General features: G+C 63.7%; 13 protein-coding genes. 6 read left to right on the top strand and 7 right to left on the bottom strand.

The genetic code is table 11. The features are described from left to right. Positions 1–33: 33 nt before the first annotated feature. The 3 genes from MLGJGCBP_RS22325 to MLGJGCBP_RS22315 all read right to left on the bottom strand — a co-directional run bounded on the left by MLGJGCBP_RS22325 (position 34) and on the right by MLGJGCBP_RS22315 (position 3,916). Positions 34–1,620 (bottom strand): FAD-dependent oxidoreductase, encoded by a 1,587-nt coding sequence (locus MLGJGCBP_RS22325; RefSeq protein WP_160098054.1) that lies wholly within the window; start codon positions 1,618–1,620, stop codon positions 34–36. Between the two features lie 300 nt (positions 1,621–1,920). Further along, entirely contained in the window at positions 1,921–2,988 is a 1,068-nt protein-coding gene (locus MLGJGCBP_RS22320; RefSeq protein WP_328799581.1) for an aldo/keto reductase, read from the bottom strand. Between the two features lie 94 nt (positions 2,989–3,082). Then, the gene (locus MLGJGCBP_RS22315; RefSeq protein WP_160098050.1) at positions 3,083–3,916 is read right to left on the bottom strand and encodes a mycofactocin-coupled SDR family oxidoreductase; all 834 of its coding nucleotides are present in this window, start codon (positions 3,914–3,916) and stop codon (positions 3,083–3,085) included. 383 nt (positions 3,917–4,299) lie between these two features. On the opposite strand from MLGJGCBP_RS22315, the gene MLGJGCBP_RS22310 reads away from it, so the two are divergent. The 6 genes from MLGJGCBP_RS22310 to MLGJGCBP_RS22285 all read left to right on the top strand — a co-directional run bounded on the left by MLGJGCBP_RS22310 (position 4,300) and on the right by MLGJGCBP_RS22285 (position 11,228). Next, complete coding sequence (locus MLGJGCBP_RS22310; protein WP_160098048.1) at positions 4,300–4,947, top strand: FMN-dependent NADH-azoreductase; 648 nt, start codon at positions 4,300–4,302, stop codon at positions 4,945–4,947. A gap of 234 nt (positions 4,948–5,181) precedes the next feature. Further along, positions 5,182–6,234: a substrate-binding domain-containing protein gene (locus MLGJGCBP_RS22305; protein WP_236581258.1), complete on the top strand. Its 1,053-nt coding sequence runs from the start codon at positions 5,182–5,184 to the stop codon at positions 6,232–6,234. Between the two features lie 207 nt (positions 6,235–6,441). After that, a complete protein-coding gene (locus MLGJGCBP_RS22300; RefSeq protein WP_160098045.1) occupies positions 6,442–8,007 on the top strand; it encodes an APC family permease in 1,566 nt (521 codons plus the stop codon). 232 nt (positions 8,008–8,239) lie between these two features. After that, positions 8,240–9,049 (top strand): helix-turn-helix domain-containing protein, encoded by an 810-nt coding sequence (locus tag MLGJGCBP_RS22295; RefSeq protein ID WP_160098044.1) that lies wholly within the window; start codon positions 8,240–8,242, stop codon positions 9,047–9,049. Between the two features lie 55 nt (positions 9,050–9,104). Beyond that, a complete protein-coding gene (locus MLGJGCBP_RS22290; protein ID WP_160098043.1) occupies positions 9,105–10,496 on the top strand; it encodes an MFS transporter in 1,392 nt (463 codons plus the stop codon). 42 nt (positions 10,497–10,538) lie between these two features. Next, positions 10,539–11,228, top strand: a complete 690-nt coding sequence (locus MLGJGCBP_RS22285; RefSeq protein WP_201453159.1) for a uridine kinase family protein — start codon at positions 10,539–10,541, stop codon at positions 11,226–11,228. Here the strand turns inward: MLGJGCBP_RS22285 and MLGJGCBP_RS22280 are convergent. The 4 genes from MLGJGCBP_RS22280 to MLGJGCBP_RS22265 all read right to left on the bottom strand — a co-directional run bounded on the left by MLGJGCBP_RS22280 (position 11,192) and on the right by MLGJGCBP_RS22265 (position 15,897). Further along, the gene (locus tag MLGJGCBP_RS22280) at positions 11,192–12,226 is read right to left on the bottom strand and encodes a proline racemase family protein (protein WP_160098042.1); all 1,035 of its coding nucleotides are present in this window, start codon (positions 12,224–12,226) and stop codon (positions 11,192–11,194) included. The genes MLGJGCBP_RS22285 and MLGJGCBP_RS22280 overlap by 37 nt on opposite strands. 47 nt (positions 12,227–12,273) lie before the next feature. Next, positions 12,274–13,392 (bottom strand): 1-aminocyclopropane-1-carboxylate deaminase/D-cysteine desulfhydrase, encoded by a 1,119-nt coding sequence (locus MLGJGCBP_RS22275; protein ID WP_160098041.1) that lies wholly within the window; start codon positions 13,390–13,392, stop codon positions 12,274–12,276. A gap of 92 nt (positions 13,393–13,484) precedes the next feature. Next, entirely contained in the window at positions 13,485–14,381 is an 897-nt protein-coding gene (locus MLGJGCBP_RS22270) for a dihydrodipicolinate synthase family protein (protein ID WP_160098040.1), read from the bottom strand. Positions 14,382–14,556: 175 nt separating this feature from the next. Continuing rightward, positions 14,557–15,897: an MFS transporter gene (locus MLGJGCBP_RS22265; protein ID WP_160098039.1), complete on the bottom strand. Its 1,341-nt coding sequence runs from the start codon at positions 15,895–15,897 to the stop codon at positions 14,557–14,559. Between the last annotated feature and the right edge of the window lie 106 nt (positions 15,898–16,003).

Below are 16,003 nucleotides of genomic sequence, written 5' to 3'. Positions count from 1 at the left end.
GCGACGGTCGTGCTGAATGCCGGCGCCGATCCTCTACTGGGCCGCTGCAGCGATCTCCGGGGCCACCCGGAGGGCGTTGGCGGCGATGGTCAGCGCCGGATTGAGTGCAGCGGACGAGGGGAAGAACGACCCGTCGACGACCCACAGATTGCCGATGTCGTGGCTGCGGCAGGTGGGATCGAGGACGCTCGTCGCCGGGTCGGTCCCGGCGACCGCGGTCCCGCACGTGTGCGAGTTCGTCGCGATCCCCATGCGTTCGGTGAGGATGATCGGATACCCGGACTTTCGCACCGCCGTCGACACCCGGCCTACCAGTTCTCGATGCGGGGCAACATTGTTGGGAGTCCAGTCGATGACGATCCTGTCGCCGTCGACACGGACCCGGTTGGTCGGGGTCGGCAGGTCTTCGGTAGTGAGGTAGATGTCGAGGCTGCGGTCGGTGACCATGCCCAGTGCCCACATCGGCGCCCACGGACGAGCGCTCTTGACGTGCGCGGCCTGAAGCTTGCCGAGCATCTGTAGATTGCCGAGCGGGTACTCGTTCGCCGGACCGGCGACGTACCAGTCGTTGATGCCCAGGGTCTTCTGCCAAGCGGTCGTGTTCTTCCGGAACGGGTTGAGGCCCATGAAAAACGTGCTGTTGTGCACCATGTAGTTCCGCCCCAGCAGACCGGACGAGTTGCCCAGCCCGTTCGGGTTCTGTTCGTTCGCCGAGCGCAGCAGTAGCGCGGCCGAGTTCACGGCACCCGCCGAGACGACGAACTGGTTCGCCACGATCCGAAGAGTACGTCCACGGAATGCTGCTTCGGCGGCGACGATTCGCGAGCCGCTCGGATCGGTGAGTAGCCGTGTCACTTTCGCCTCGGTGAGCAGGCGTACCTTCTCCGAGTGGAGGGCCGGGCGCAGCGCCCGGTTCTCCGCCTCGCTCTTGTGGTCGGTCTGCGACGGCGTGCCGTCCGCCGCGGTCGCCTGTCGCCGCTGTTCCTGCGTCGTCAGGTTCATTGCGTTCGGTGTGTGGAACGGATGCAAACCCTGTGCGCGCAGCGACGTGGCGAACCGTTCGATCACCGGTTCGTGCGGCAAGGGCGGCAGCGGGTACGGCGACGACCGGGGCGGTTCGGTCGGATCCTCGCCGTCGTTCCCGTGCACCTGGTACAGCCGCTCCGCCTCCGCATAGAACGGTTCGAGGTCGTTGTATCGGAACGGCCATTTCGGGGAGATCCCATCGTAGTGCTGGGTTTCCTCGAAGTCCGATGCGCGGAACCGCGGCAGGCTGCCACCGTAGAACTTGGTGTTGCCGCCCACCCAGTAGTAGACCCCCGGTTGGAACGACTCTCCGGTCTTCCCGTCGAACCAGGGTTCGGCTGTCTTATAGCGGCCGGCGAGGAACATTTCGGAAGCCTGCGAGTTCTCCGCCTCGCGAGGAAGGAACCGCCCGCGCTCGACGACCAGGACGTCGAGGTCACGGTCACGCAGTTCCCATGCGAGCGTGGACCCGCCCATGCCGGATCCGACGATCACCACGTCGGCGGTGACGGTTTCGGTATCGCCTACCTCGAGCACCGCACCGGTGCGGAGTGGGTCGTACGCGTCGATCTGATCGTGCCTGGTGGTTCTCACAAGTGCTGTTCCTTGTCTCGGATGGCCTGAGTGCTCGTCCCTGCGGAAATCTGAGGTGCGCGCCAGCGGCTCCTCGTCGAGGCGTGTCGAGGCGAGGATCGGTCTCCGAAATGCGAGGGGCGGGAGGCATTCAACGATTGGTTAATCGTATCACTAGCAGGGAAAGCGTCAACGGCACGCAAGCCGCGCCACGCTCCGCTGAACGCAGTTGTCGTAATATGTTCTGGGACAGAAGTGCTCGAGTCGAGATGTTCCCGGCGGACAATCGATGTCTGCCGACCAGTTGGCCCTGTCGAATCGCTACAGCGTCGACGAGACCGACCACATATTGAGCTCAGCACTGTCGACGGCGTACTCGTCGATGGCGGTCAGCTCGTCAGCGGTGAAGGTGGTGTGCGCTGCGGCCGCGATGTTCTCGTCGATCTGCTCGACGGTCGAAACACCGACGAGCGCAGAGGTGACACCACCCGGGCGCAGTGCCCACGACAGGGCCATCTGTGCAAGCGTCTGGTCTCGCTCACGGGCAATCCCGGAGAGCGCCCGAATTCTTCGCAGCATGTCGTCGCTGAGCATCTCGGACCGCAGGGTGGGACGGTTGACGGCGCGGTCCGGTCGAGTGTTGTCGACGTAGCGGTCCGACAGCAGACCCTGTGCCAGCACGCTGAATCCGATTGAGCCGAGCCCGTTGTTGCGCAAGACTGTCAGGAGGCCGCGTTCGACCCAGCGGTTGAGCAGCGAGTACGCGGGTTGGTGCACTATCAGTGGCGTGCCGAGTTCTCGGGCGACGTCGATCGCCTTCTCCGTCCGGGCGGCCGAGTAGGACGAAATTCCGACATAGAGGGCTTTGCCTTGCCTGACCGCCGTGTCGAGCGCGCCGACGGTCTCCTCGACAGGGGTGTCAGGGTCGGCACGGTGGGAGTAGAAGATGTCGACGTAGTCGACGCTCATCCGGTCCAGCGACGCGTCGAGGCTGGCAAGCATGTACTTGCGAGACCCGCCATTGCCGTGGGGCCCGGGCCACATATCCCAGCCGGCCTTGGTGGAGACGATGAGCTCGTCGCGGTAGTGCTTGAAGTCTGTCCGCATCATCCGTCCGAGAGTCTCTTCGGCAGATCCGTACGGGGGGCCGTAATTGTTGGCCAGATCGAAGTGAGTGATCCCGCGGTCGAATGCGTGCCGGAGCACCTCGCGCTGGCTGTCGAATGTCCGGTTGTCGCCGAAGTTGTACCACAGCCCCAGGGAGATTGCCGGAAGCAAGAGCCCGGTATTTCCCACACGCCGGTAGTCGAGGTATTGGTATCGGTCTACGGCCGCGGCATACGGCCGGTGAGTCTCGGGGACATGTGCGGCGTAATACGGTCGGTCCACTTTTGGCTCCAGCGGTGATCGGAAGCGCCCGGCCGCGTGTAATTGCTTGCTCCGCGGCCGGGCATCCGGTGATTCACCCGAGAAAGGTCGGCTCTCAGGACTTGACGATGAATCCAGCGTCGATCGGCAGGGCGGTAGCGGTGATGTACCGGCCGGCGTCCGAAACGAGGTACAGGATCGCCTCGCTGACATCCTTGGGCTCGATCCACGGCACGGGCAGAATGTGCGTGCCGGTGAATGCGCCCTCCACATCTGCACGGGTGGGCTTCTCGAGGTCCGGCCGGAAGAGACCGTAAACGAAGTCGTTGTTGATCATGTTCGTGTCGACGCAGGTCGGGTTCACCGAGTTCACCCGGATGTTGTACTCACCGAGTTCGCGTGCCAGCGAGGTCATCAACCCGGTCACGCCGTGCTTGGAAGCGGAGTACGACGAGATGTTGGCGGCGCCCTTCAGGGCCTCGGTCGACCCGGTGAAGACGACCGAGCCGCCTTCGCCCTGCTCGATCATCTTGGGCACCGCAGCCTTGATGGCGTGCCAAACGCCCGTGAGATTGATGTCGATCATCTCTCGCCATTCGTCCTCGCCGAGTTCCCAGGTCAGACCGCCTGAACAGATTCCGGCGTTGGGAAGGACGATGTCGACACGGCCGAACCGCTCGATGCCGGCGTCGAAGGCGGCCTTGACCTGGTCGAAGTCTCGCACGTCTGCCTGGGTGACGACGATTTCCTGTCCGGTCTCCTTGATCAGGCGGACAGTTTCCTGCAGATCCTCATCCGTTGCGCCCGGGTAGGCGGTGGAGCCGAGTTTGCGGCACAGATCCAGGCCGATGATGTTGGCATTTTCGCGTGCCAGTGTGAGGGCGTGCGATCGTCCCTGGCCCCGAGCGACACCGGTGATGAAGACGACTTTTCCATCAAGCTGACCCATGGTCTTCTCTCATTCGTTTTGTTGCGAGTTGTGGTGGCGGGCGTGAGATGCCCGTGGGTAATCGAAGTCCGCTTCGACGACCTTCTGTCCCCGGTTACCTCGAAAGGCATACTGGCGGAACGCTATTCGATAGTGAATCGTATCGCCGAAAGGTGATTCGTCAACGGGGTGTCCGTCGGATCGGGAACAAGATTGACAGGTTCACCAGTGGTGATACGCTTCACTAACGCCAGGTGAAGCGTATCACTAGGACGTGGCGGCGAGCTAGCGCAATCTACAAATGTAGCGAAAAATCTTCGGAAGGCGATCCATCGGCGTGCTGCTGGGGTTGCCATCCGCCGACCACCCGCTGGGCAGAGCAACCGCCCCTATTAGGAGTGACGATGTCGAAACTACTTCTGGTCGACTCTTCGGCCGACCTGGACACGTCGGTGTCCAGGCAGCTGACTCAGCTGTTCGCCGAAACCTGGGCGACGGCGGATGCGGCGAACTCTGTCGTCCGGCGAGACCTGCATCGGCAGCCGCCGCCGCACCTGCCGCACCCGGCACTCCACTGGGCGCCTCGTCTTCGTCCGGCGCAGCCGAAGGTCGACGCTCGCATCGAGGCGCTGCAGCACGAGCTGATCGACGAACTCGTCAGTGCTGATGTGGTGGTGATCGGAGCGCCGATGTACAACTGGTCCCTGCCGTCCACGTTGAAAGCGTGGATGGACTACGTGTACGTTCTGGGCACGACCACTCCCTTCGGTGACGAGTCTCAGCCGTTGGCGGGCAAACCTGCCGTCATCGTTTCCAGTCGCGGCGACCAGTACGGACCCGGCACCGCCAATCCGGATGCCGATCACACGGTCCCTCCCCTGGTGCTCCTCCTCGAGGAAGCCTTCAAGATGGAGGTCGAGGTGATCACTGCCGAACTGACCCTTGCCGAGACCATCCCGGAGCTGAACGGCTTCGTCGCAGACGCGCAGCGCAGTCTCGCTTCGGCACGCGAATCGGTCGTCGCAGCAGCGACGAGGCTGGCGAAGAGCTGATCGATCTACCGGTGTGGTGGACGAGTGGACGCTCAATCGCCGGTTCCCGACCCTCGCGGCGACCCCGGTGGGTCGGCGGCCACTAATTGGACAGCCGTCCATATGTAACAATCGGCAATACGATGAACTCAGGCCGGGAGGTACGTTCGGCGACCGAACGCGCTCGGCTACCAAGAAACATCGTTGTCGACCATCGGCATGGAAGCGAGATAGGGGACTGCAGCTGTGGTCACGATGAAGGATGTTGCAGCCGCGGCAGGAGTTTCGCTGGCCGCAGTGTCGTACGCGTACAGCAACTCTCCGAAAGTGTCCCCGCAACGGCGAGCGCACATCTATGAGATTGCCAGCCAGATCGGTTACACGGGCCCGCACATCATGGGCAGTAGTCTGCGGTCCGGACGCGTGGGAGCCGTCGGCGTCATGGTCACCGACTCACTCGTCCACGCACTCGACGACCCGTCGTCCACGCTGTTGATGAAAGGCATCGTCGAGATCGGCGAACTCGCAGACGTGGCCTTGACGCTGCTGCCGCTCGCCGGCGGCGACCAATTGATCACCGAGCACAAGTCGCCGGCAGTGCGCGGGTTGGTCGACGGGGTCGTCATTCACAACGTCCCGATAACACATCCGATGATCGACGTCCTGATCGAGCGGGGCATTCCAGCCGTGGCCATCGACTCTCCGAAGTCGAGCAAGTTGCCATACGTGGGTATCAACGACCGCAAGGCCGGTTGCGCCCAGATGTCCCACCTCCTCGAGCTCGGCCACCGCAGGATCGCGGTGATCGCGGACCGGCTTCACTACGGGGGAGGTCCGGGACCGATCCTCCCGGAGCGCGTCAAGGGTGCCACGGAGCGAGTGGTCCAAGAACGACTGCTGGGGTACTTCGACGCGTGCCGTGAGTACGGGGTCGCAGCCGATGACCTGACCATCGAAGGGGCCGGGGGCATCGACCGGAGCAGTGGAATGCTGGCCGCCGAGCGGATCCTTGCTCGCGCTCAGGTCACCGGGATCGTCGCATCTGACGTTCATGCGGCAGCTGCGCTCGAGGTACTCCGCCGGCAACAGATCAAGGTGCCGGAAGAAATCTCCGTCATCGGATTCGACGATGCGCCGATCGCCGAAATGTGGCGTATGACCACCATCCGCCAGCCTCTGGTGGAGAAGGGGCGCAGGGCCGCTTCCATGCTTCTGGAACAGATCGACGGAACCGGAACCCGCCGACGAGTCACCCTCGACACCGAGCTCGTCGAGCGCGAGACCACGGCGAAGCCCCCGATCGGCTGAGTTGGGAGTCCTCGACTGCTCCGAGTTGCACACAATGTGCATAAGTCCGTGGAGCTTCGCCCGGATTGTGTCTAGCCTTGGTGCCCGGAATGGTTGAGGCTTAGGTCACAAGGTGAAACGATTATCTTCTGCCCTGATCGGATCACCCTCACGCAAGAAATCCATTCGCCATGATCCTTCCAGGCGACAACTAGCTGGAGCACATCAATGACTAGTCCTGACATTTCGCCGTCAGAGGCGAAGACCATCGACGCTGACGAGGCGTATCTGAAGTCTCTCGGATACGACCAAACCTTCGAGCGGAAGATCAGCCTGTGGGGTAACTTCGCTCTCGGATTCGTGTACCTCTCGCCGATGGTCGGTGTGGTCGCGATGTTCGGCGTGGGCCTCGCCATCGCCGGTCCGCCGGCGATCTTCTGGATCATCCTCGTCGGGATGGGGCAGTTCCTCGTCGCCTTGGTCTTCGGTGAGATCGTCTCGCAGTTCCCTCTCGCCGGGGGTATCTACCAATGGGCTCGGCGCCTGTGGGGCGGGAGGTACGCGTGGCAGATGTCGTGGCAGTACATCTGGTGCATCATGATCGCCATCGCAACCACCGCCCTGTTCGGGTCGGACTTCGTGGTCAGCCTCTTCAAGGGCACCGCAGACGAGCCCAGTGTCACGGCCACACCCACCGAAAAGCTGTGGATCACGCTCGCCATGCTCGGTATCTGCCTCCTGTTCAACCTGACCGGTACACGCACCCTGGCGCTGATCGCGAAGATCGGACTGGCAGGCGAGCTGATCGGCATCATCGTGGTCGGGCTCTACCTGCTGGTGTTCGAACGTAAGCAGGAATTCTCCGTCTTCTTCGACAGCTTGGGCGCCGGCGGCACCGACAGTTACATCAAAGCGTTCCTGGCCGCATCTCTCGTTGGGCTCCTCCTCTTCTATGGCTTCGAAGCGTGTGGTGAAGTCGCAGAAGAAACCCCCAACCCCGCGCGTAGCATCCCCCGCGCAATGCAGATGACCGTTGGGATCGGTGGGGCCGCGGCACTGCTTGCCTACGGCGGCTTCGTTCTGGCGGCGCCCAACCTCCCGGCGATCATCTCCGGGGACGACAGCAACCCGATCCCAACGATCATGCAGGACTCGATCGGCACAGTGGGAACCAAAATCTTCCTCGTGGTCGCGCTGACTTCCTTCCTCGCCGGGGTGATGAGCCAGCAGGCAGCCGCCAGTCGCCTCGTCTTCTCGTTTGCTCGCGACGACATGTTCCCCGGTAGCCGCATCTTCAAGAAGGTCTCAGTCGCCCGGCACCACCTGCCGGTGAACGCACTTCTGGCGATCAACGTCGTCCCGGTCCTGCTGACACTGTTCAACTACTTCTCGCCCGACGGACTGCTCCGCATCGCGGCATTCCAGGTACTGGCGGGGTACGTCGCCTTCCAGATGGTGGTCCTGGCCGCGCTGCGTGCACGGATCCGAGGGTGGCGCCCGGCAGGCATCTGGAACCTCGGCCGCTTTGGGATGGTCATCAACATTGCCGCACTCGCCTACGGGATCCTGGCCTGCATCATGCTCGCCAAGCCCTCCGGTGACGCCGCTCTTCCGTTCTTCGACCGATGGACCGCGCTGATCGGCTTCATCATCGTTTCCGCGTTGGGCTTGACTTACATGCTCATCACGAAACCCGAACTGAAGTCGACTGCTCCGGAAGGTGACGCGAAAGAGGTGGCGGACCGAATTCGGCTAGCTCGTCAGCACATCACGGAGAATGCAACAGCCAGCTAGACCGGCGGCAATCCGTAGGGCCTTCACAGAGCCGGGTCATCAGCAGCACCCTGGGGCCCGGCTCCCTTCCATCCAAAACAATCAATAGGTCTCAACACCTGACCTCCGAACTTCCGAAGGCGCGCGATGAGCACTGTCGCCACGCCCTGAGGGCACCCAGATGATGCACCACGAGCCAGTACCTCTGGCCTCTTTCGATCCCGGTAGCGACCTCGATGGCGTGGACGTCTCCATGAGAGAGCGATCCGCCACACAAGCCGGTGCCGGATCCGACACGGCACGCACCGACGCACTACTGCAGTTGATTCGCGTGCTCAGGGACCACGAACTTCCCGACCACGAGGCCCGCGACCTCGCGCTGACATCCGCTGTGCGACTCCTCGCCGAATCTCCGACTCCACAGAGAAATTCCCAAAGGAAGTCGCGGCGGGAACTGTCCGCAGTCGCAATCGAGTCCCTGCGCGCCGAACTGAAGCCCTTGCAACTCAGCCAGCAGGTGCGCATCGACTACCTACTGGATGCAAAATCGGTGAGCACAGTCGACCGGCGAGCTGCGGGAACGGCGGGCCGCTTCGTCACTCAGGCGATCTACCTGCTCTGTACTCAACCGCGGGTCAAGCGGTTCCACATCACGTGGTATGTCGGTACAACCCAGCTGATCGTCACGGTTCGGGACGATGGTCCCGGCGAGCTCGACGAGCATTGGCTACGAAACGAAATCGATCTCGGCGGTCTACCCCGGCCTGACCGAACCGATGTTCGCTGCACACCCCGGTGGGGCACAGAAGTCGTGATGACGCACATCATCGGACAACAGACGCTCAGCCGCGCACATCTTCCGCGCGAGCACCCACTGGCCATTCTGAACGAACGGGAATGCGATGTTCTCAACATTGTCGCCCGAGGGGAGCGGAACAGATCCATCGCCGAGAAGCTGGGCATCAGCGAGAACACTGTTCGATTCCACGTCGCCAACATCCTCAAGAAACTGAACGTCACCAGTCGGCAGGAAGCGGCAGCGAAGCTGATCGACGTGCGATGAGCACATTCCCATACTCAAACGCTGATTGTCGATATTCGACTACCGGAGGTCTCTGATGATGGTTCAAAATTCTGACAAGCTCAGCGCGGGGGCTGTTGGCAGCCCCGCGCCTGTGGCCGTCAGCCCATCAGGTAGGAGTATTCGCAAGGTAGCTCTCGGTGCAGGCGGAGGTACCGTTCTCGAGTTCTACGACTTCAGCATCTACGGCTATCTCGCTGTCGTGATGTCGCCGCTGTTCTTTCCGTTTGACGACCCAGTATTTTCACTCCTGGCCGCCTTGGCTGTATTCGGTACGGCCTATTTCATGCGGCCTCTCGGTTCAGTGGTGTTCGGTCATGTTGGTGACCGTTATGGTCGCAAGACCGCGCTGGTTGCGACTTTGTTGTGCATGGGGTTGGCGAGTACAGCCATGGGGCTCTTGCCTACCTACGGCCAGGCTGGGTTCCTCGCACCAGTCCTGTTGGTTCTGGTTCGCATGATCCAGGGCTTCTCAGCCGGTGGGGAAAACGGCGGCGCCGCAACATTCGTATCGGAAGTTGCGCCACCGTCTCGACGCGCCCGCTACGGGTCGGTCATCGGACTCGGAGGCAATATCGGGTTCGCCTCGGCCGCTGCCATGGCCGCGATGATGACAGTGCTGACAACCGACGAGCAGATGCAGTCCTGGGGTTGGCGGATCCCCTTCCTCCTTTCATTTCCCCTGACCCTGCTGTGCCTGTGGATCCGGCGCACACTTCAGGACAGTCTCGCCTCGGTGACCGATGGAGCCGTCGACGAGTCGCCGCTGCGGGCAGTGCTCCGGGACGAGCGGCGCTCGTTGCTCCGGCTGGCGGGTTTGTCGATCGCAGTGAACGGCACGTCGTACTTCGGATTCACTTACCTCAGTATCCATCTCACGAAAACTGATGGGTATGATGCCGTTCCCGTGTACTGGATCGCTGTCGGCGTCATTGCACTCACCGGCCTGCTCATGCCGCTGACCGGAATACTCGCCGACCGCATCGGAACACGCACCGTTGGATGCATCGGACTCGTCGGCTATCTGATTCTCACGTACCCGGCAATGATGCTGCTCGACGACGGTCTCGGGTGGGCGGCGCTCGGATTCTTCCTCATCATGGTCAACACCTCGTTTCTTCAGGTGGCAGTCTTCACCATGGCCCCCCGCCTGTTCGCCGCCCGTCACCGCTACACCGGAGTCGCGGTCGGCTACAACATCGGCGTCATGATCGCAGGAGGGACCGCTCCATTCGTCTCCGTCGCGTTGGCTGAAGGGACCGGGCACGCCCTGGCACCAGCATCTTTCGTTCTGGGCGTGGCGCTGCTGGGATTGTTCACGATGGTTCTCACGCCTCGGAAGGCACTGGTCGCGGACGATGCGCATGCGGCTGCGCCTACTCCGGTGGCTCGAGACCGCGCGTCGTGTGGGGAGTTTCTTGAAAAGTAGGTGCGGCGGCGAGGTTTGGGGCAACGATCGGAGAACGACACGATGGCCATATGTGACGACGAACCAAAGCCTGTTGAATGGGTCGAGGTGACGGTCGAGGATCTTCTCGATCGATTGCGTGAACACCGCAACGCAGATGGCCTAACCATCGTAGGAATTGATGGCCGCAGTGGCTCAGGTAAGTCCACCATCGCGGCACGACTGGCCGCCGCGGACAGCAGCATCGCGATCGTGCACACCGACGATATCGCCTGGCACCACTCATTCTTCAGCTGGCACAAGATCCTCGCGGAGGAGATTCTGCGTCCACTCCGGACCGGCGGACCCCCAGTGTCGTTCCGCCCCCCAGCCTGGTCGGAGCGAGGGCGGCCCGGCGCCATCGATATTCCGAGTACGGCTGCGATCGTCCTGGTCGAAGGGGTGGGCGCGACGCACCGTGAAGTCGCGCATTGGCTCGACGCCGCGATCTGGGTCCACACGGATCCGGCATTAGCCCAACGACGATGTGTCGATCGCCGGATCGACCCAGTGGACTTCATCGAGGACTGGATGGCTCAGGAGAATCCGTTCCTCGCTGACGACCGCCCGTGGTCGCGGGCATCGGTCATCATCTCCGGAGAGCGCGTGCCGGCCGGGACGTCAAATCCCCATGTGAGTGGGAAAGCGTGCCCCGGCACACTTTCCCACTCACATGGTCAGTGTCCGGTCGGCCAGTTGTCGGACAGCGTGTAACCGGTGGGGAAGGGGTCGGCGGGGTCGAGGCCGACCTGGCTGAGTTCGGTGATGTACGCCTGCCCGGTGACGCGGGGTACGACTGCCTCATAGTCGCCGACGCTGGTGAGCCGGTCGATGCGGCTGGTGAATCGGCTGCCGATCACGGATTCGTGGACGAAGGTCTCACCCACCTCGATCAGCCCTTTCGCCTTCAGGACCGCAAGACGTGCGGACGTGCCGGTGCCGCAGGGCGAGCGATCCAGGCGTCCCGGCGAGACCACGACCGCGTTGCGGGCGGTCAGGACGCCCTCGTGGCGGGACAGCGGACCGACGAATTCGGTCTGGGTGATGCCGGCGAACTCGGGGTTGGTGGGGTGCTGAGCCGGAATTTGCTCCGCTGCTGCGGTTTTCAGCTTCTGCCCGAGTTCGCACAGGTCGCGGGCCTCGTCGGGAACCAACTTCAGGCCGAGGGCCTCGGCGTCGGCGAGTACGTACGCCATGCCGCCCCAGGCGACGTCGACGGTGAGGGTGCCGTATCCGTCGAGTTCGAGCGGTACCTCGACCGCATAGGCGAAGGCGGGCTGGTTTTCGAACTCGACGCCGGTGACCTTGCCGTTCTCGCAGGTGCACCGGATGCGGATGAGCCCGGCGGGTGCCTCGAGGACGATGTCGGTGACGGGTTCGACCATGGGGATCATCCCGGTCTCGAGCAGTGCCGTCGCCACACACATCGTGTTGCTGCCCGACATGGCCGGATACTCGGTCGACTCGGCGATGACGTAGCCGAGCTGGGCCTGCGGATCGGTGGCCGGGACGATGTAGTTGACGCAGTGGGTCACCGCGCCGCGGGGTTCGTGCAACAGCAGTTGCCGCAGGTCGTCCTGGTTGTCCCGGAAGTGCTTCATCTTCTCGAACACGGTGGCGCCGGGAACGTCACCGATCCCGCCGGTCACGACGTTGTTGATTTCTCCACCCACGTGACACTTGACCACGTTGACGACTCGGCTCCACCGCACGACTTCCTCCGATCCGGTGCGCTTCGATGGCGTTCATCGAAGCAGTGTCAGTAATTGTTCTGTGCCGCGGCGAGCGGCCTTCCCTTCGAGCGTTGCACAGCCGGGTATGTCGCCGCGGCGTCGTCGGCGAACATCGCGGGCACACCGCCGGTGTGCAGGAACACGATGGGCCCGGTCAGGCGGGGGTCGGACAGTGCGGCGACGGCCTTCGCCGTGTACACCGGGTCGGTCACGATGCCCTCGTGGCGGGCCAGTACGGTCATCGCCGCCTGCGACCGGTCCGAGGCGAGTGCGTATCCCGGACCGAGGTATTCGTCGAACACGGTCGGGGTCACTGCGGGCGGGTCGAATCCGAGCTCCGCGGTGGCGGCCACCAGGTCCCGGACCCGTCCGCCGAGGTCGGCGTGGATCTGCGCGACGTCGACGCCGACGATGTTCGCCGGGACGCCGAGCAGTGCGGCACCGAGTTCGAGCCCGGCCTGGGTGCCGCCGGTCGAGGAGGCGTGCACGATGGTGGCTTCGGTGCGGTCGACGAGATCGAGTTGGTGGTGGATCTCGAGGAAGGCAGCGGCGTAGGCCAGTACTCCCGAGCCGGTGCTGCCGCCGGCGGGAACGAGGTACGGGCGCTTGGTGCGGTTGCCCTGATCCCGCAGCCGGGCACACAACTGCCGGGCGTGCTGACTCATCGAAGTCCAGTCTAGGCCGTCGACGAAATGGGTTTCGGCGCCGAACAAGTCGTCGAGGAGCAGGTTGCCGCTGGGCCGGTGCGGGGCACGGCCACCCAGGATCAGGTGGGCGTCGATGCCCGCCGCGGTCGCGGCCGCCGCCACGGTGCGGGCATGGTTGGACTGCTGCGCCCCAACGGTGACCAGACTGGTCGCGCGGGCGTTCATCGCATCGGCGATAATCAGCTCCAGCTTCCGGGACTTGTTGCCGCCGGCCGCGAAACCGGTCAGATCGTCCCGCTTGATCCAGACCTCACGGCCCAGGAGTTCGGAGAAGTTCGGCAGCCGATGCAGCGGTGTCGGGGTGGCGGTCAGCCTGATCCTGCACCGCCACCGCCGCGCGAGGATCTCTCGGGCGCGGGCGTCGGCGATGCAGGGCATCAGGTACGAGACGGGATCGGTGACGGAGACGTTCGCCACCGGCCTCTGCGCGCGTGTCATGGGAAGGGTCGCTCCTTTCGAAACGCGTGCGATTCGGGTCGGCGATGCCGGCCGCGGTGGGCGACATCGCCGACAGTTGGTGAGGGGCCGGTCTACTTGCTGTAGTTCAGGCCGGTCTCGGCGATCAGCTTGGTGAGCTCTTCCTTCTTCTCCGCGGGCAGTTCGCCGTAGGGTGCGCGCGGCACACCGAGGTCGACACCCACGGCCTGTGCGGCGGCCTTGGTGGCCACGGCGTAACCTTCCTTGCCCAGGAAGTCGAGGACGTTCCACAGGCGCTTGAAGATCTCGAGGGCCTCGGTGTACTTGCCGGCCTTGGCCAGTTCATAGATCGCCACGGTCTCCTTCGGCGCGAAGTTCGGTGCACCCCAGATGGATCCGGCGGCACCGGCGGAGAAGGCGGGCAGCACGATGGTGTCCCAGCCGACGAACGTGTCGATGGCGTCACCGAGGTTGAAGATGAGGTCGAAGGCCTGCTCGATCGAGCCGGAGGTGTCCTTGATGTACTTCACCGAGTCGGTCCGCTCGAGCAGCTCGCGGTAGAACGGGCGGTCGAGGTTCATTCCGGTGACACCGGGCAGGTTGTACGCGATGACCGGGATGTTCGCGGCCTCGCCGACGGTGGCGAAGTACTCGATCACCTCGTGGCGGGTGGGCGCCTCGTAGAACGGCTGGACCAGCAGGACTGCGTCTGCTCCGGCGTCGGCGGCGTGCTTGGACAGTTCGATCGCGTCCGCGGTGCGCGTCGAGCCGGTCTGCGGGGCAACGGGCACCCGGCCTGCGGCCTGGTCGATGACGACCTTGTTGACGAGCTTGCGCTCGTCGAGGGACAGTGCCGCGAACTCTCCGGTGCTGCCACCGGGAACGAGACCGTGCAGACCGTTGTCGATCAGAAAGTCGACGTGGTTGCGCAGTGCGCCTTCGTCGACGGAGCCGTCGGCGGCGAAGGGAGTGGATACGGCAGCGAGGATGCCACCCAGCGTCTTGGTCATGTTCGTGTCCTTGCGTCGTGGTTGGTCGGCTACTCGGGGGCCGTGGATTCTCCGAGTCGATGGCTTGGATCCCGCTCGTCTGCTCGATCGTCATAGATTGACGATTGTCGACAAGTGAACGATAGAAATTTAACTGTGGTGCGCGATGCTTGTCAAGGGTTCGGGTACGGGGTTTTCATTCGCCGATCCGGACCGGGTCGTACTTCGCCGGCCGGGCGGCGATGACGGCGTCGGTCTTGCGTCCGGCGGTTTCGTGGAGGGTGGCGGCGGCGACGATCGCGGTGACCCCGGTGACGATCAGGATCACCGAGGGGGACATCGGGCTTCCGGTGGCGGAGATCAGCCAGGTCGCCACGTACGGTGCGGTGCCACCGAAGAGCGCGACGGAGATGTTGAAGCCGATGGAGAAGCCGGCGTAGCGCACCCTCGAGGGGAAGATCTCCACCATCGCGGCGCCGGAGGCCGACATGAACATGGCGAGGCACACGCCCATGGCGGCGTGGGCGTCCATGATGGCGGCGGTGTTGCCGGTGGAGAACGCTACGAAGGCGGGAAAGACGATCAGTGTGCTCGACACCGCACCGAGGATGATGACCGGCTTGCGGCCGCGGTGGTCCGAGAAGCGGGCGAAGACGAAGATCGACACCGCGGCCGACACCAGGCAGGTGACCGTCGAAGCGGACGCCATACCGAACGAGAATCCGACCTCCGCCTGCAGGTAGGTCTCCATGTACACGAAGATGAAATAGAAAGCGGCGGCCTGGAAGGCGATGCAGCCGACGACTTGCATGATCTGGCGCCTGCTGGTGGCGAGGGCATCCTTGATGGGAGACTCGCTCACCTCGCCGGAAGCCTGCAAGCGCTCGAATTCCGCTGTGTCGCTGAGCCTGAGCCGGATGTAGAGGCCCACCAGTCCGAGCGGACCGGCGATCAGGAACGGTATCCGCCAGCCCCAGGCGAACATCGCGTCGTCGCTCAGGGCCGCGTTCAAGCTCAGGACGAGGATCGAGGCGGCGGCGTTGGCGAGATAGCTCGAGCAGTGCCAGAAGCTCACCGTGCGTGCCCGTCGTCCACGTGCGGCGGACTCGACCAGGAACGTGGCGGCACCGCCGGGTTCGCCGCCGGCGGCGAAGCCCTGCAGGATGCGCAGCGCCACCAGCAGGACGGGCGCGGCGATGCCGATGGAGGCGTAGCCGGGCAGCAGGCCGACCGCGAACGTGGACATCGACATCAGAATGATGACGGTGGCCAGGATCTTCTTGCGGCCCACCTTGTCGCCGAGGCGGCCGAAGACGAATCCGCCGATCGGATTCATCAGGAAGGCGACCCCGAATGCGGCGAAGGTCGCCAACAGACTGGTGGCCGGGTTTTCGGAGGGGAAGAAGATCTGCCCCAGGAGTACGGCGAGGAACCCGTACGCCGCGAAGTCGAACCAGGTGATGAAGTTTCCGATGGCCGCCGCGGTGATGGCTCGACGCATCTCCGAGCCGTGCAGATGGCCCTGGTGTTCTGTCATGGATGCTTCCGATCGATTCGTGGGCACCCGCACAAGTTATAGTGCGGTCTATTGTCGACAAGCGACGTTCTCGATTGTTGTCCGGGTCACACGCAATGTCAACGTC

It is taken from the genome of Rhodococcus sp. T7 (assembly GCF_009872365.1).
Taxonomy (GTDB): domain Bacteria; phylum Actinomycetota; class Actinomycetes; order Mycobacteriales; family Mycobacteriaceae; genus Rhodococcus_F.
Note: the sequence above shows the minus strand (reverse complement) of the source record. Positions and strands in the feature narration are given on the sequence as shown.

Coding starts and splice junctions, on each gene's coding strand:
- MLGJGCBP_RS22315 (WP_160098050.1), bottom strand. CDS start 3,916: ATGGGTCAGCTTGATGGAAAAGTCGTCTTCATCACCGGTGTCGCTCGG.
- MLGJGCBP_RS22310 (WP_160098048.1), top strand. CDS start 4,300: ATGTCGAAACTACTTCTGGTCGACTCTTCGGCCGACCTGGACACGTCG.
- MLGJGCBP_RS22305 (WP_236581258.1), top strand. CDS start 5,182: ATGAAGGATGTTGCAGCCGCGGCAGGAGTTTCGCTGGCCGCAGTGTCG.
- MLGJGCBP_RS22300 (WP_160098045.1), top strand. CDS start 6,442: ATGACTAGTCCTGACATTTCGCCGTCAGAGGCGAAGACCATCGACGCT.
- MLGJGCBP_RS22295 (WP_160098044.1), top strand. CDS start 8,240: ATGAGAGAGCGATCCGCCACACAAGCCGGTGCCGGATCCGACACGGCA.
- MLGJGCBP_RS22290 (WP_160098043.1), top strand. CDS start 9,105: ATGATGGTTCAAAATTCTGACAAGCTCAGCGCGGGGGCTGTTGGCAGC.
- MLGJGCBP_RS22285 (WP_201453159.1), top strand. CDS start 10,539: ATGGCCATATGTGACGACGAACCAAAGCCTGTTGAATGGGTCGAGGTG.
- MLGJGCBP_RS22275 (WP_160098041.1), bottom strand. CDS start 13,392: ATGACACGCGCGCAGAGGCCGGTGGCGAACGTCTCCGTCACCGATCCC.
- MLGJGCBP_RS22270 (WP_160098040.1), bottom strand. CDS start 14,381: ATGACCAAGACGCTGGGTGGCATCCTCGCTGCCGTATCCACTCCCTTC.
- MLGJGCBP_RS22265 (WP_160098039.1), bottom strand. CDS start 15,897: ATGACAGAACACCAGGGCCATCTGCACGGCTCGGAGATGCGTCGAGCC.